Source organism: Enterobacter sp. B79-1, assembly GCF_057444735.1.
Map to the genome: position 1 here is coordinate 903,217 of NZ_JBYAZJ010000001.1, position 13,511 is coordinate 916,727.

Sequence of the window (13,511 nt, forward strand, 5' to 3'; positions counted from 1 at the left end):
GTTAATTCTTAAATTAATCTACTAATGAAGGGGACAAGAGTAAACTTAGTCCTTAGCTTGTTGTGATCTCAACTCTAATTGATCATGGGATTTTTGCTTCAATAGAAACTCAAACCTAAGTTCTTAAGTCATGCTTAGATTTACTGAAGCTATGTATCCTCGCATTAACCGCACGGCATTTTTTGCAAAACCCAAATCCCAGCCAGCAGACCGCCAGCCCACACCGCGCAAGGCTAATCAACTTTTCTGCCGATAACTCCTGACTACTACAGCGCGCATTTGATCGTGACGGAAAGCGAAACGATCCTTTTAAAAACATTAATTTAACCAATTAGTTAGCCGCTGCCGTCGCGGCAATTTTTGCGAAGCGCTGCAAATCCCTGCGCGGTGTGCAAAAGCCAGCAGGCCGCAGAAGCCCAGCGGCGGCGCGGGCTGGCGGGTAGCTTTGCGCAAAAATTCTTTTGCAAAATTTTTTACGTTCCAAATACCGCAGGCGGGTGCTGTGTAGCGCCGTTTCCGTCTCGGTTCCGCTTCCGTCTGCGTTCTGTCGCTCCGTCTCTGGGGCGTGGTTAAACGAACGCAAAAAAGGCCGAACGATGTCGGCCTTATGTTTCTGCGCATGCAGTGGGGCGTTCTGTGGCGTCTAGTGACGTGATGGTTTTCGCCTGCGTTTTGTCAGGCAATAAGGGGGCTGTATTTTGCTTTCAAAGCGGTTGTTTTTTCGGCGGTTCCGGTGAACTGCGCTGCCTGCCCACTGGCTCCTGTGTTGGGATGCGTATGGGATGCACATATCCCGTTACAGCGTAAATTTATGAATGGGGTTAACAATGACCCGGAAATCCCGCCGCGCTTACACCTTAACTTTGACGTTGAATTGCCGGTAATTACCGCCGATAAGGGCGAAAAATGAACGTAATTAGTTTAAAATCATCCCCATTGTTAGCAATGGCGTGCGGGGTGGTGAACATGCGAGTTTTTAAAATTAAATGTCCTGAATGCGGTCAACCGGCCATCATTCGTAAATCTGACTGGAAAGACAAAAAACTGGCGGATTTATACTGTGCGTGCACCGAAGTTGAATGCGGCCACACGTTTGTTTTTAACGCCTCGTTTTCTCACACGCTCAGCCCCAGCGGGCTGACCGGTAACAAGCTGGTCAAATTCCTGATTGACCGGCTAACGCCGGAAGAAAGACAATTCACATTGGAATTATTAAATAATAATTCAATCTAAAACCCGCCTAAGCGGGTTTTTACTATTTAAGTTTACATTAACTACAGTAACTCTCCGACACTATTATAAGGCCTCTAATATTAATCAGTAAACTAATGAACAATTAATCATTGATTTTTTTGACAGCAGAGTTCATATCTTCCCATTCAATAAAGACTATCTCAGATACGCCGGACATTAAGGGAAACATAGGATTCTGCTTATCCAAATTATAAAAATATAGAAGCATGTCTTCACAAGATTTAAAATATTTATCAACATCACTAGATAATAACTCACTAAGTAATTTTGATGTTGAACTAGACTTACTATGGATTATATCATTTCTAAGCTCTTCAAGTTTTTTAAAATGCCCCCAGAAATTTCTCTTTGCTGGGGAAGTACATTTATATATCTCAGGTAAGATTATTGATACTTTCTCAGCCGTTGTTAACCATCGCTCAATCGCAGACTTATCATACACCTCATGTATTCCTTTTTTTGTTAATTGTTTTTTATATATATAATCTGATGGTATAGCAGAGTTGCATAGTGATTCGATTGCTTTATAGCTAAATATAATTGTTTTTTGAACCTCCTCAAGATAATCGTATACATCAATAACCTTTTCATCAAATATATCCTTTTTCTTTTCATTCCCAAAATCTTTTAAAATACCTCGCCTAATTTCTCTAGAGCGTTCAAGAGACTTCCTAGCGATACTCATAGACAAGGATATTTCGTTAGGTCGGGAGAATTTCAGTTTTTTATTTTCAATCTTTGTTGATATTATTTCTTGAAAAATAACCCCCTGGTCTTCATCCGTATGGATAAAGACCAAAGGCCTATTAGAACGTTGAGTATGACTAATCTTAATACTTGAAATATCTTTAAATACCTTTGAGTAATTTTCTATGGTCTGTGTGACAACATACTGAGCATCAAGATCAACACCAAATTTATCATGCGCCATAAAATCTCCGATTCCTCTGATTATCAGAAATATGATTAAAAAACCTTAATTATCATGACAAACGCTATTTACACAAGCTGAATTTATATCCACGGTCTCTTTGCCGCCCGCACCCGCAGTATCACGCGAACCGTCTCAACAAGTTGCGTCGGCCCCCGCGATTGATATTTATTCCCTGGCTTGCTTGAGCATTTTTTGATACTCCCCAACCGGGTCAAATCGCAGCTTCGTGATATTCACGCCGTGGTTATCCCGCAGCCGTTCCCACAACTTGCCGACTTTCCGGGAATCATTGAATTGCTGACGGGTGATCAGCTCGCCGCTAATTTTGGCACGGTAAATCGTTGCCCCAACAGTCAGGCAACCGCCTTTCAATAGCGATAACGCAAGCACCTCGCCAAGCTCCAGCCCATGCAATGCCGCTTCCGACTCCAGATGAGCAATCGCCGTGGCCAGCGCGGCGCGGCGGGCATCCTTGGCCAGACTTCTGGACTCTAATTTCTCGGCGGCATCACGCCAGGCAATATCTAAATCACTGCCTGGGGGATATGGCGTGGCAACAGTTCGACGCGGCGGAGGCATTTCCCGGAGTCGCTTCCACAATTTGCGACGCTGCGCTTCGGTCATGCTGTCAAAATCGAATATTTCATCATCTGAATTTTCTGTCCTTACCTCGCCACGGGGTGAAAAATCGGTGATTTTTTCGTCTTCCGTAGCGTTATTGACAGAACTCCAAGCGTCGCCGGTTGGCGACGGCAAAAGGTCATACCCCAAACCGGGGCCGCTTTTGGCCTCGGTGGCGGCTTTGGATTTGGCGCGGATTGTCCACTTAACCAGACGCGTGCAAATGCGGGATTCTTCCCCCAGACGCGGTGACCAGACGCCGAAGACCTTGTCGGGGATCTCACAGTAAGCATTCATTTCTTCGGCGGGTTGATACGCCAGGCGGACGACATAATCTTCACGCGGGATCAGGACGCCCCTGGCGCAGAATGTAAGTCGCGAAGCAACCCACGTCGGCGGCGGCGCAAACCGCATCCATTGCCGGATCGTTCGCATGGGCGCGCCACGTTTGAAGGTGTTCGCAATCTTGCGCTGGTTTGTTAGCTGATTGCTCAGCTTTCGTAATTCACGATAAACAGAAATTTTAGAAAGACGCGTTACTGCACTTGAGGAAGATGTGAGAGTCATTCGCAACGACCTCACTACGCTGATGGTGCGTTCCGAAAGCTTCGCCACCAAAGCTGACATATCAGATATCCGCACTGAGATCGCTGCACTTCGAGGGGAGCTTCGTACCGAGATGTCTACTCAAGGCGGCGAGCTTAGAACCGTAATGTCCACTCAAAGCGGCGAATTAAGAACCGAATTGCAAAAAGCAATTAACAAACAGACGCTGTTGCTGTTAACAGTGATTCCAACAGCATTCGCGTTAGTCACCTTTCTATTCGATTTCTTCAAGCGCTGATAATGGAGCCCCGCAATGCGGGGTTTCTTCTTTTGGGAGTGTCCACAAATTGCCCCAAACACTGCTGTTTGGTGTGGTTTTATGGTGTAGAATGTTGTAATCACTTTACTGATAAAACAGTAAATTACTGAATTCACTAGTTAAAGAGAGGCCACTCTGGTCGCCTTTTTTATTGTTTTAAGACAGAGGATTGCTTAATGATTAATAAAATTTTTGCACTTCCGGTAGTCGAACAACTTACCCCTGTGCTCTCCCGCCGTCAGATCGACGGTGCTGATATTATCGTTGTAGACCATCCGCGCGTGAAAGCGTCCGTGGCGCTGAACGGCGCTCACCTGCTCTCCTGGAAACCGGAAGGAGAAGTGGAAGGCTTATGGCTGAGCGATGCGACCTCATTCAAAAAAGGGGCGGCGATCCGTGGCGGCGTACCGATCTGCTGGCCGTGGTTCGGCCCTTCCGCGCAACCGGGTTTGCCGTCTCACGGTTTTGCCCGTAATCAACAGTGGACGCTGAAAGCACACAACGAAGATGATAACGGCGCGGTGCTGACCTTTGAACTGCAGGCAAACGATGAAACTCGCGCCCTGTGGCCGCACGATTTCACCCTTTATGCCCGCTTCAAGCTGGCGAAAACCTGCGAAATTGAGCTGGAAGCCCATGGCGAGTTTGAAACCACGTCAGCCCTGCACACCTATTTCAACGTGGGTGATATTAGCGCGGTAAAAGTGAGCGGTCTTGGTGATACCTTTATCGACAAGGTGGATAACGCGAAGGAAGGCAAGCTGAGCGACGGGGTGCAAACGTTCCCTGACCGTACCGACCGCGTTTACCTGCACCCGGAAGCATGCAGCGTGATCCATGACGGTGCCCTGAATCGTGGTATTGAAGTGGTTCATCACCATCACAGCGACGTAGTCGGCTGGAACCCAGGCCCGGCGCTTTCTGTCAGCATGGCGGACGTAACGGATGACGGTTATAAAACCTTTGTTTGCGTAGAAACCGCCTGCGTGAGCACGCCGCAGAAAACAAGCGAAGAAAAACCGTCCCGTTTAGGCCAGACGATTAAGATTGTGAAACGTTAACTCTGTTCTGCTGCACCAAAATAAAACAAACGGGGCGCAAGCGCCCCGTTTTGATGCACAGAATGCATACTAATGATGCACACTCAGAACTTGTAGGTCACACCCACAGAGAAGATGCCTGCCCAGGATTTGTCGACCATCGGGCTATCTTTGATTTCATCACTCAGGCGGGAGTAACGGCCAGTACCGTAAACGTTCCAGTCACCCAGGAAGTTATAGCTCGCGGTCAGCTCCAGGTACGGATCCCAGCCATCATCCGCGCTGTAGCTTTTCAAACCGCTACGGCGAGATTCAGCTTTAGAGACGCCGTAGTAGTAGTCGTTGTAGTTCTCGCTGCTGTACTGCACACCAATGCCCGGCGTCAGCGTCAGCGCGCCGTTGGTGTAGCGATAAAGCCACGCCAGATCCCAGATAAAGCCGTTACTGTTGTCGAGCGTATCCGCCGCCAGCGCAGTACGCAGGAAGCCATACTGGGTATTGTGTACGTAAGAAAGACCCGCCATCAGCGAGCTTCTGCGCTTGTCCAGCTGGCGAAGCGCGTTGCTGTCGCTGTCACCTGGCTTGAAGTGCGTCGGGTCGTAATACGCCATGATCGACAGCTTGTCAGCCGTATCGTTCCACAGATAGTAGCCGCCGCCCAAGCCACGGAACCAGAAGTTATCGCCTTCATAGGTGACAACGGGAACGGGATACACGTCGCGGTCATACTGTTTGTAAGGGCTGTTAATGACACCCGCGCCCGCGCCAACAGTCCACTGACTTTCTGCCTGTGCGGTGTTCACTGCGGTAGCGGCAAGGATGCCCAATGCCAGAAGTTTGAGTTTGGTCACAATCCATTCTTTCCTGTAGTCAAATAATCAGCGGGTGAAGTGTAACCGCCATTCCCGTTCATCCCAAAATTTTTTGCTGACTAATGAGTCTGATTAACCCGTTATTTTTTACTTTTCAGATGACAGGCTGCTTTCATTTATGTGAACCCTGAATGAAAAACGCGGCTTCGCCTTATTACGCACGTGGGAATTTTTGGATGAGTTATTGATATGTCATTGAAATTAGATTTTCTCAGCATGCAAGTTTTGCAAATGCCATCTACGCTTTAATTTAAGAAGAGATTTTGCTGCACACCCCCGCACTTCTTAGCGTCTGACCTGGCACACAGGTTGCTGCTCTGGCAGTGAGGTGCGAGAAATTCTCTTCCGGGAGCCTCCACTACTCATACGAACGGCTCTTATCCTGTGCTAAAAAACGAAAGGACGGCATGCCATGAATATATTCGATCACTATCGCCAGCGCTACGAAGCTGCCAAGGACGAAGAGTTCACACTGCAGGAGTTTCTTACCATCTGTCGGCAAGATCGCAGTGCCTATGCCAATGCGGCAGAACGGCTATTGATGGCTATTGGTGAGCCTAACATGGTTGATACTGCCCTGGAGCCACGGCTTTCCCGTCTCTTTTCGAATCGGGTCGTCGCCCGATATCCGGCGTTTGAAGAGTTCTATGGCATGGAAGATGCCATCGAGCAGATCGTCTCCTACCTGAAGCATGCTGCTCAGGGTCTGGAAGAGAAGAAGCAGATCCTCTATTTACTGGGTCCTGTGGGCGGCGGTAAATCGTCGCTTGCCGAGCGCCTGAAAGCCCTGATGCAACGCGTGCCGATTTACGTGCTGAGTGCCAACGGGGAACGCAGCCCGGTCAATGACCATCCGCTGTGCCTGTTTAATCCGCAGGAAGATGCGCAGATCCTTGATAAAGAGTTTGGCATCCCGCACCGCTATCTCGGCACGATTATGTCACCGTGGGCGGCAAAACGCCTGCACGAGTTTGGTGGCGATATTACCAAATTCCGCGTCGTCAAAGTCTGGCCGTCAATTCTGGAACAGATTGCCATCGCCAAAACGGAGCCCGGCGACGAGAACAACCAGGACATTTCGGCCCTGGTCGGTAAAGTCGATATCCGTAAGCTGGAACATCACGCGCAAAACGACCCGGATGCCTATGGCTATTCCGGCGCCCTGTGCCGTGCAAACCAGGGGATTATGGAGTTCGTCGAGATGTTTAAAGCACCGATTAAAGTGCTGCATCCACTGCTGACCGCCACCCAGGAAGGGAACTACAACGGGACGGAAGGTATTTCCGCCCTGCCGTTTAACGGCATCATTCTGGCGCACTCCAACGAATCTGAGTGGGTCACCTTCCGTAATAACAAAAACAATGAGGCGTTCCTCGACCGTGTTTACATTGTCAAAGTGCCTTATTGCCTGCGGATCTCGGAAGAGATCAAAATTTACGAGAAACTGCTTAACCACAGTGAGCTGGTGCATGCCCCTTGCGCACCGGGAACGCTGGAAACGCTGTCTCGCTTCTCCATTCTGTCGCGTCTGAAAGAGCCGGAAAACTCCAGCATCTACTCGAAAATGCGCGTCTATGATGGTGAAAGCCTGAAGGACACCGACCCGAAAGCGAAGTCCTATCAGGAGTACCGTGATTACGCTGGCGTCGACGAGGGGATGAACGGTCTGTCCACGCGTTTCGCGTTTAAGATCCTCTCCCGCGTCTTTAACTTTGACCATGCGGAAGTGGCGGCCAACCCGGTCCATCTGTTCTACGTGCTGGAGCAGCAGATCGAACGCGAGCAGTTCCCGCAGGAGCAGGCTGAACGCTACCTGGAGTTCCTCAAAGGCTACCTGATCCCGAAATACGCCGAGTTCATTGGCAAAGAGATCCAGACGGCCTATCTGGAATCCTATTCAGAATACGGGCAAAACATTTTCGACCGTTATGTCACCTATGCTGACTTCTGGATCCAGGATCAGGAGTACCGCGACCCGGATACCGGCCAGTTGTTTGACCGTGAATCCCTGAATGCAGAACTGGAAAAAATTGAGAAGCCTGCCGGTATCAGCAACCCGAAAGACTTCCGTAATGAGATTGTCAACTTCGTCCTGCGCGCCAGAGCGCATAACAACGGGCGTAACCCGAACTGGACCAGCTACGAAAAACTGCGCACGGTCATTGAGAAAAAAATGTTCTCCAATACCGAAGAGCTGTTGCCGGTTATTTCGTTTAACGCCAAAACCTCAACCGACGAGCAGAAAAAGCACGACGATTTTGTCGACCGTATGATGGAGAAAGGCTATACCCGCAAACAGGTCCGCCTGCTCTGCGAATGGTACCTGCGCGTGCGCAAATCGTCTTAAAACAAGTGCCCGGTAGCGTTTACGCTTACCGGGCCTACAAAATGCAAGTTGGCAAATGCAGTACGGGGGGTATATGACCTGGTTTATTGACCGGCGTCTTAACGGCAAAAACAAGAGCACGGTGAACCGCCAGCGCTTCTTGCGTCGTTATAAAGCGCAAATTAAACAGTCGATCTCCGAGGCCATCAACAAACGCTCGGTAACCGACGTCGACAGCGGCGAGTCTGTCTCCATCCCCACCGATGACATCAGCGAACCGATGTTTCATCAGGGGCGAGGCGGTCTGCGCCATCGCGTCCACCCAGGTAACGATCACTTTGTTCAGAATGACCGAATCGAGCGTCCACAAGGCGGTGGCGGCGGTTCTGGAAGCGGTCAGGGACAAGCCAGCCAGGACGGTGAAGGTCAGGATGAATTTGTCTTCCAGATCTCGAAAGATGAATATCTCGACCTGCTGTTTGAGGATTTGGCGCTGCCTAATCTGAAAAAGAACCAGCACCGCCAGCTTAACGAATACAAAACCCATCGCGCGGGCTATACCGCAAACGGCGTGCCCGCCAATATCAGCGTCGTGCGTTCGCTGCAGAACTCACTGGCGCGACGGACGGCGATGACAGCAGGTAAACGACGTGAACTGCGCGAGCTGGAAACCAGCCTGAAGGTCGTGGAAAACACGGAACCGGCGCAACTGCTGGAAGAGGAGCGCCTGCGCAAAGAGATTGCCGAGCTACGGGCAAAAATCGACCGCGTGCCGTTTATTGACACTTTTGACCTGCGTTACAAGAACTACGAAAAACGTCCAGAGCCATCCAGCCAGGCGGTGATGTTCTGTCTGATGGACGTTTCCGGTTCAATGGACCAGGCCACCAAAGATATGGCGAAGCGTTTTTATATTCTGCTCTACCTGTTCCTGAGCAGAACCTATAAGAACGTGGAGGTGGTCTATATCCGCCACCACACTCAGGCGAAAGAGGTGGATGAACATGAGTTCTTCTACTCGCAGGAGACCGGTGGGACCATTGTATCGAGCGCCCTGAAGCTGATGGATGAAGTGGTGAAAGAGCGTTATGACCCGGCGCAGTGGAACATCTATGCCGCGCAGGCCTCGGATGGCGATAACTGGGCAGACGACTCGCCGCTGTGTCATGAAATTCTGGCGAAGAAAATTCTGCCCGTCGTGCGTTACTACAGCTATATCGAAATCACCCGCCGCGCGCACCAGACTCTGTGGCGGGAGTATGAACATTTGCAGTCGATGTTCGATAACTTTGCCATGCAGCACATCCGCGATCAGGATGATATCTATCCGGTATTCCGGGAGCTGTTCCACAAGCAGTCTGCCACCAGCAATGCATAACCCAGCAGCCAGCGAATCCGCTGGCTGTTTTCTTTCGACCCCGTTCATCCCGTGATAATGTAGCAAGCTGCAAATGGGTTTATTACCGGGAAAATCGTTATGTCTGAAGATGTTATTGGGACGGCAACTCACCAGCAACTGATTACCTTACTTACCGAGCAGGGCGCGCGGTTTCGGGTGATGGAGCACGAGGCGGTGGGGAAATGTGAAGCGGTAAGTGAAATTCGCGGGACCGATCTGAGACAAGGCGCGAAAGCGCTGGTGTGCAAAGTGAAAGGCAACGGCGTAAAAAAACACGTTCTGGCGATCCTGGCCGCCGACCTGCAGGCCGACCTAAGCCAGCTTGCCAGCCATTTTGGCGGGCTTAAGGCCTCGCTCGCCAGCCCGGCGGAAGTCGATACCCTGACCGCCTGCGTTTTCGGCGCTATCCCGCCCTTTAGCTTCCATCCTGACCTGGCGCTGGTGGCCGACCCGCTGCTGTTCGAGCGCTTCGACGAAATCGCGTTTAACGCTGGCCTGCTGGAGAAATCCGTCATTATGGATACCCAGGATTACCTGCGCATCGCCCGTCCTGAGCTGGTGACCTTCCATAAAGCGTAACCGCTAAGGCTGACGCCCCCGTCAGCCTTTTCTTTCCAGAAACAGTACGGAGGCGACGAGAATCACGGCAATAGCGAAAAACGATGAGGAGATAATCAGCGTTTCAACAAACATGTGATCGTTCATGATGGCGACCCCTTTTGCGATATCTGCCTCCGTTTTAATCCGCGTAAATGACAAGGTTATGACAACAACAAAATCTTTTTAAAACTGTCCTGCGTCGCGTTTGCGCGTACAGTAAGCAGGTTAATTATTTTGGCAAGGACTCCCTATGTTTGACCCTACTCTGCTCATTCTTCTGGCACTCGCCGCGCTCGGCTTTGTCAGCCATAACACCACGGTCGCCATCTCGATTCTGGTGCTGATTATTGTGCGCGTGACCCCGCTCAATACCTTTTTCCCGTGGATAGAAAAACAAGGCCTCACCATCGGTATTATCATTTTAACCATCGGTGTGATGGCTCCGATCGCCAGCGGCACGCTTCCCGCCTCGACACTGCTGCATTCGTTCATGAACTGGAAATCGCTGGTGGCGATCGCGGTGGGTGTTTTTGTCTCGTGGCTGGGTGGACGCGGCGTGACGCTGATGAGCAGCCAGCCCTCGCTGGTGGCGGGCCTGCTGGTAGGCACCGTGCTCGGCGTAGCGCTGTTCCGCGGCGTGCCGGTGGGGCCACTGATTGCCGCCGGGCTGGTTTCGCTGTTTATTGGGAAGTCGTAGTCAGGCTGGCAATATAGCGAGCAGGCGTCTGCCCCAACCCTTTCTTGAACATGGTAATAAAGGCGGTGGTAGAGTCATACCCCAGTGACTGTGCTACCTGCTGCACGGAGTTCCCGCTAATTAACAACTGCAAGGCGACAATCAACTGCAGCTGGTGTCGCCAGCGCCTGAAGCTTAACCCCGTCTCTTTTACGACCAGCCGCGCCAGGTTGCGCTCGCTCATGGCAAAGTGACTCGCCCATTGCGCCAGCGTTTGCCAGGCGGCAGGCTCTTCTGCCATCTTCTCGCTCATCAGCCGAATTTTAGGATGGGGCGACACGGGCAACTGCAGATGCTCCTGTGGCTGGAGCGGTAACTCGTCAAACAGGACATCCACAAGGCGCGATGTGGCTGCAAGGCGCAGCGCTTCACGCGATTTATCCGCCAGCGACAAAATAAGTTCCCGCACCAACGGGGAGATTTTCAGGGTGCAACAGCGATCGGGCAAACTGACGGCGCCGGGTTCAATAAATAAGAAACACAGCTGTGCGCCTGGCGTGGCCTTATTGCTGTGCGGCATCTCCCCCGGAACCCATACGGCATACTGCGGCGGCACCATCAGCATAGCGTTTTCCACATCGCAGGTGATCGCGCCCCCCAGCGCCAGAATCAGCTGACCTTTACGGTGATGATGCAGCGGAATATGCTGTTCTTCAGCCACCACGCGGATGCGAAACGCCACCGCAGCGTCGTGCTGGCTATCCGGATCGTAGCCATCCAGCCCAAGACCGATCATAAAGTTGTCCGATATTAGCGATAAACTGTCATTTTAGCTTGATTTCAACCAGGCTGAAAATCGGTATTGTGTGCGCTCGATTGAACGTATGAGAACATAATGACTACAGCTATTCGAACGTCAGGAAAACACGGCGCGCTGCTAATTGCAGGCATCCTGATGATTGCCACCACGCTTCGCGTCACCTTTACCGGGGCGGCGCCGCTGCTTGACACCATCCGTCAGGACTACGGCTTAACCACCGCGCAAACGGGTTTGCTCACCACGCTGCCTCTGCTGGCATTCGCGTTAATCTCTCCCCTCGCCGCAGGTGTCGCCCGCCGTATCGGCATGGAGCGCAGCCTGTTTCTCGCCCTGCTGCTGATTTGCGCCGGAATTGGCGTGCGTTCCCTGCCTTCGGCCTCTCTGCTGTTTATCGGTACGGCGGTCATCGGCTGTGGTATCGCACTGGGCAATGTGCTGTTACCGGGATTAATCAAGCGCGACTTCCCGGGCCAGGTGGCTAAGCTCACCGGGGCATATTCCCTGACAATGGGGGCGTCTGCTGCGTTAGGCTCTGCGCTGATTGTTCCCCTGGCGCTGGGTGATGCGGGCTGGCACGGCGCGCTGCTGATGCTGATGATCTTCCCGCTGGTCGCCCTGCTGCTGTGGCTGCCGCAGTGGCGTCAGACTCCTGCTGCCACCGTGACCGGCGCAGGTGCGTTGCACAATCGCGCCATCTGGCGCTCTGCTCTTGCCTGGCAGGTGACACTGTTTCTGGGAATCAACTCGCTGATTTACTACGTGATAATCGGCTGGCTACCGGCGATTTTACTCAGTCACGGCTACAGTGAAACACAGGCAGGTTCGATGCACGGCCTGCTACAGCTGGCCACCGCCGTGCCGGGTCTTGCTGTCCCCCTGCTCCTCCATCGCCTGAAGGATCAACGCGGGATCGCCGGTATCGTGGCACTGATGTGCGCGGTGAGCGCGGCGGGGTTCTGGTTTGCGCCTGACATGGCGGTAGTATGGACGCTGGTGTTTGGCTTTGGCTCGGGTGCGACCATGATCCTCGGCCTGACCTTCATTGGTCTGCGCGCCAGCTCTGCACACCAGGCGGCGGCGTTATCCGGTATGGCGCAGTCGATTGGTTATCTGCTGGCCGCCTGCGGGCCACCGCTGATGGGGAAAATTCACGACACGGCCGGGGACTGGCGCATTCCACTGATGGCCTGCGCGCTGGCCGCCGCGGTGATGGCGGTTTGCGGCGTGCTTGCCGGGCGTGACCGGGAGATCACACCCCGCTAATGACAAGGGCAGACCCGATAGTCTGCCCTTGTTTTATCCGCGCGCCGCGCGCAGCATCGCCTGCACCAGCACCACCGGACGCCCTTCAAGCGCTGCACGTTCATGCTGGAATAAGGTGATCACAAAGAACGGATGCGTAACCAGTTCGGCTGCGCGAATGTCGCCCTGCTCGTCCCAGCCCGTCACGCGCATATCACCGCTCTCCAGTTGCTGCGCAAATTCTGGCGACACGCCATAGTTGCAGTGATAACCCTCTACAATTTCCGGCTTTCCGTAGGCTTTCGCGATCAGCGTATTGTTCCGCAGTTCAATGGCATCGGTTTTTTCCACCAGCGAGCAGGTCAGCGGCGCAATCACCATCGTCCCTTCGGTATCCGTTTCGGCGTGAGCCGCATCGCTCCAGCCCAGCACATTGCGCGCGTACTCAATCAATGCGTGCTGGAATCCACCGCAGGTCCCGAGGAAGGGAATACTGTTTTCACGGGCGTAGCGTGCGGCGATGAAGGCCGCCTCGGTGTTCTTATAGGGACTTGCAGGCACCAGCCAGATGGCATCATAGCCTACCAGGTCTTCCGGACTGGTCAGCTCCGTTGTTGCAAGCCAGTCATAATCGGCGGTGAGATCCAGTACAGCAGCGGCATCGTCAATTGCCAGTGGGATCGCCTGATGCGCGACCACATTAGCGTTATAATCGCCAACAAGGGCAATGCGCAGCGTCGTTTTAACCGGGAGGTGTTCCATGAGGGAGTCCTTATGCCAAAGAATTATCAGATAACATAAGGAACCTCAGACTACCGATCTTCTGCAATTATCACAATACCTTAAATTGGGAGGGGTGAAA

At 52.2% G+C, this 13,511-nt stretch carries 14 protein-coding genes and 1 pseudogene; 9 read left to right on the forward strand and 6 right to left on the reverse strand.

Going from position 1 to position 13,511, the window contains the following annotated elements:
• Positions 1 to 793: 793 nt before the first annotated feature.
• Together AC2T6E_RS04375 and AC2T6E_RS04380 are read left to right on the forward strand one after the other, a co-directional pair.
• Positions 794 to 910, forward strand: a pseudogene (locus AC2T6E_RS04375) (phage portal protein); the annotation flags it as partial.
• A gap of 56 nt (positions 911 to 966) precedes the next feature.
• A complete protein-coding gene (locus tag AC2T6E_RS04380; RefSeq protein ID WP_148791191.1) occupies positions 967 to 1,233 on the forward strand; it encodes an Ogr/Delta-like zinc finger protein in 267 nt (88 codons plus the stop codon).
• A gap of 103 nt (positions 1,234 to 1,336) precedes the next feature.
• Here the strand turns inward: AC2T6E_RS04380 and AC2T6E_RS04385 are convergent, their stop codons facing one another.
• Together AC2T6E_RS04385 and AC2T6E_RS04390 are read right to left on the reverse strand one after the other, a co-directional pair.
• Positions 1,337 to 2,185 carry a hypothetical protein gene (locus AC2T6E_RS04385; RefSeq protein ID WP_316384062.1) on the reverse strand — a complete coding sequence of 283 codons (849 nt, stop codon included), beginning with the start codon at positions 2,183 to 2,185 and terminating at the stop codon, positions 1,337 to 1,339.
• 168 nt (positions 2,186 to 2,353) lie between these two features.
• Complete coding sequence (locus tag AC2T6E_RS04390) at positions 2,354 to 3,376, reverse strand: replication protein (RefSeq protein WP_316384060.1); 1,023 nt, start codon at positions 3,374 to 3,376, stop codon at positions 2,354 to 2,356.
• Here AC2T6E_RS04390 and AC2T6E_RS04395 point away from each other — a divergent pair.
• Together AC2T6E_RS04395 and AC2T6E_RS04400 are read left to right on the forward strand one after the other, a co-directional pair.
• Positions 3,366 to 3,653 (forward strand): hypothetical protein, encoded by a 288-nt coding sequence (locus tag AC2T6E_RS04395; RefSeq protein WP_316384058.1) that lies wholly within the window; start codon positions 3,366 to 3,368, stop codon positions 3,651 to 3,653. The genes AC2T6E_RS04390 and AC2T6E_RS04395 overlap by 11 nt on opposite strands.
• A 197-nt stretch (positions 3,654 to 3,850) precedes the next feature.
• Entirely contained in the window at positions 3,851 to 4,735 is an 885-nt protein-coding gene (locus AC2T6E_RS04400; protein ID WP_486690682.1) for a D-hexose-6-phosphate mutarotase, read from the forward strand.
• Between the two features lie 83 nt (positions 4,736 to 4,818).
• On the opposite strand, the gene AC2T6E_RS04405 is transcribed toward AC2T6E_RS04400, so the two are convergent.
• Positions 4,819 to 5,565, reverse strand: a complete 747-nt coding sequence (locus AC2T6E_RS04405; protein WP_108416783.1) for a MipA/OmpV family protein — start codon at positions 5,563 to 5,565, stop codon at positions 4,819 to 4,821.
• Between the two features lie 433 nt (positions 5,566 to 5,998).
• Between AC2T6E_RS04405 and yeaG the strand changes: the two genes are divergently transcribed.
• The 3 genes from yeaG (at position 5,999) to AC2T6E_RS04420 (ending at position 9,890) form a co-directional block, all read left to right on the forward strand.
• Positions 5,999 to 7,933, forward strand: a complete 1,935-nt coding sequence (gene yeaG, locus AC2T6E_RS04410) for a protein kinase YeaG (RefSeq protein WP_042717518.1) — start codon at positions 5,999 to 6,001, stop codon at positions 7,931 to 7,933.
• Positions 7,934 to 8,006: 73 nt separating this feature from the next.
• Positions 8,007 to 9,290: a YeaH/YhbH family protein gene (locus AC2T6E_RS04415; protein WP_010430062.1), complete on the forward strand. Its 1,284-nt coding sequence runs from the start codon at positions 8,007 to 8,009 to the stop codon at positions 9,288 to 9,290.
• A gap of 99 nt (positions 9,291 to 9,389) precedes the next feature.
• The gene (locus AC2T6E_RS04420) at positions 9,390 to 9,890 is read left to right on the forward strand and encodes a YbaK/prolyl-tRNA synthetase associated domain-containing protein (RefSeq protein WP_042719249.1); all 501 of its coding nucleotides are present in this window, start codon (positions 9,390 to 9,392) and stop codon (positions 9,888 to 9,890) included.
• A gap of 21 nt (positions 9,891 to 9,911) precedes the next feature.
• Here AC2T6E_RS04420 and yoaI read toward each other — a convergent pair whose 3' ends face one another.
• On the reverse strand, positions 9,912 to 10,016 hold the full coding sequence (gene yoaI / locus AC2T6E_RS04425; protein WP_010430055.1) for a small membrane protein YoaI: 105 nt from the start codon (positions 10,014 to 10,016) through the stop codon (positions 9,912 to 9,914).
• Positions 10,017 to 10,161: 145 nt separating this feature from the next.
• Between yoaI and AC2T6E_RS04430 the strand changes: the two genes are divergently transcribed.
• Positions 10,162 to 10,608 carry a DUF441 domain-containing protein gene (locus AC2T6E_RS04430; RefSeq protein ID WP_010430052.1) on the forward strand — a complete coding sequence of 149 codons (447 nt, stop codon included), beginning with the start codon at positions 10,162 to 10,164 and terminating at the stop codon, positions 10,606 to 10,608.
• Here the strand turns inward: AC2T6E_RS04430 and AC2T6E_RS04435 are convergent.
• Positions 10,592 to 11,383 carry an AraC family transcriptional regulator gene (locus AC2T6E_RS04435; RefSeq protein WP_460212451.1) on the reverse strand — a complete coding sequence of 264 codons (792 nt, stop codon included), beginning with the start codon at positions 11,381 to 11,383 and terminating at the stop codon, positions 10,592 to 10,594. The two genes, AC2T6E_RS04430 and AC2T6E_RS04435, sit on opposite strands and share 17 nt — an antisense overlap.
• Positions 11,384 to 11,482: 99 nt before the next feature.
• Between AC2T6E_RS04435 and AC2T6E_RS04440 the strand changes: the two genes are divergently transcribed.
• Positions 11,483 to 12,670, forward strand: coding sequence for a CynX/NimT family MFS transporter (locus AC2T6E_RS04440; RefSeq protein ID WP_108416781.1), 1,188 nt, complete (start codon positions 11,483 to 11,485; stop codon positions 12,668 to 12,670).
• Positions 12,671 to 12,703: 33 nt separating this feature from the next.
• Here AC2T6E_RS04440 and AC2T6E_RS04445 read toward each other — a convergent pair whose 3' ends face one another.
• The gene (locus AC2T6E_RS04445) at positions 12,704 to 13,411 is read right to left on the reverse strand and encodes a CTP synthase C-terminal region-related (seleno)protein (RefSeq protein WP_089599071.1); all 708 of its coding nucleotides are present in this window, start codon (positions 13,409 to 13,411) and stop codon (positions 12,704 to 12,706) included.
• Positions 13,412 to 13,511: the final 100 nt, after the last annotated feature.